The organism is Paenisporosarcina sp. P4_E4_2 (assembly GCF_056401595.1).
Genome location: NZ_JBFUJC010000508.1, coordinates 1 through 1,498 on the forward strand (window position 1 = coordinate 1; position 1,498 = coordinate 1,498).

A 1,498-nucleotide genomic window follows, 5' to 3' on the forward strand; every position below is an offset into this window, starting at 1 on the left:
TCACAATTTCGCATGATCGTTTCTTCTTGGATCGTATTGCGAAAAAATTATGGGTACTAGACGGCAAAGGGAATACTCGAGAAGTACAGGAAATTTATTCTGACTTTTTACTTCAATCTCCTGAAGTGATTGTGGAAGATACGGTTGTTATCGAAAAAACCGAACCTGTAAAGCCGAAAGAACAAAAGAAAAAATTGTCATTCAAAGAACAAAAAGAATGGGAAACCATTGAATCAGATATCGAAAAAATAGAAGAGGCGATTATCGTTGCCGAAAAAGAAGTGGAATCTGCGGGTGCAGACTTCGAAAAATTGCAAAAAGCAACGAATCAACTCGAGGCTTTAAATGAGCAATATAACCACTTAATTGAGCGATGGGGTTATCTGCAAGAAATTATTGGGTCATGATAATATCCAAGTAGGAGGCGTTTTGCATGAAAATACTCACAATTGAACCGACACCAAGTCCGAATACCATGAAAGTAATTGTTGACCATGAACTTCCTTTTGGAAAAAGTTTTAATTATAAAAAGGATGAAACGTCAGAGGCACCTCAGGAAATCGTCTCCATTTTAAGTATACCTGGCGTTAAAGGGATTTATCATGTAGCGGATTTTTTAGCGATTGAACGGTTGGCTAAAAATGACTGGGAACAAATATTAGCTGAAGTGCGAAACGTATTTGGCGAAAATGACCAAGCCATTGCAAGTGGAGTACAAGTGGACGAACACTTCGGGGAAGTTTATGTACATGTACAACAAATCAAAGGAATTCCTCTTCAAGTGAAAGTATTTGACCAAACATCTGAAGAACGTATCGGCCTGTCTCCTCGGTTTGTTGAAGCCATGAATGCAAGCATGCATGATCAGGATGAAAACTATATATTGCAGCGCAAATGGGCAGATTTCGGAGTCCGTTACGGTGAGAAAAAAGAAATTGCCGAACAGATCAAAGAAGAAATCGAAGCTACCTATCCTGATTCTCGTCTGAGTATGTTGGTTGAAGCAACGAAGAGTCCAAAAAATGAAACGATTGTTCGTGGTCGCAAAGTAAGTCTCGAAGAATTCCAAGTAGATGCATGGGAAGAACGATTCCAATTGCTTGATCAAATGGCAGACCCATCAGTCGACGATTTGCCACTACTGGCCAAAGCATTGGAAGATGAACAAATGTCAATTCGCCGAGTGGCTACCGTTTATCTAGGTATGATTGATAACGAAGAAGTCATTCCTTATATGGAAAAGGCGTTACAGGATAAAAGTCCATCAGTTAGACGGACAGCAGGAGATTGCATGAGCGATCTTGGCTTCCCACAATTTGAAAAAGCGATGCAACATGCTTTAGCTGATAAAAATAAACTCGTACGCTGGCGCGCGGCAATGTTCTTATATGAGACAGGAACTGAAAATTCTTTACCAGCCCTTCATCAGGCGAAAGAAGATACTGAATTTGAAGTGAAGCTCCAAGTCAATATGGCCATTGCCCGCATCGAGCAAGGC

The 1,498-nt window shown here is 40.4% G+C and carries 1 protein-coding gene and 1 pseudogene; both read left to right on the forward strand.

Going from position 1 to position 1,498, the window contains the following annotated elements; translation table 11 throughout:
* A pseudogene (locus AC1DSB_RS19160) lies at nucleotides 1-407 on the forward strand (ABC transporter ATP-binding protein); the annotation flags it as partial.
* A gap of 26 nt (nucleotides 408-433) precedes the next feature.
* Nucleotides 434-1,498: virulence factor (locus tag AC1DSB_RS19165; protein ID WP_477587408.1), on the forward strand; the 1,065-nt coding region annotated here is incomplete at its 3' end.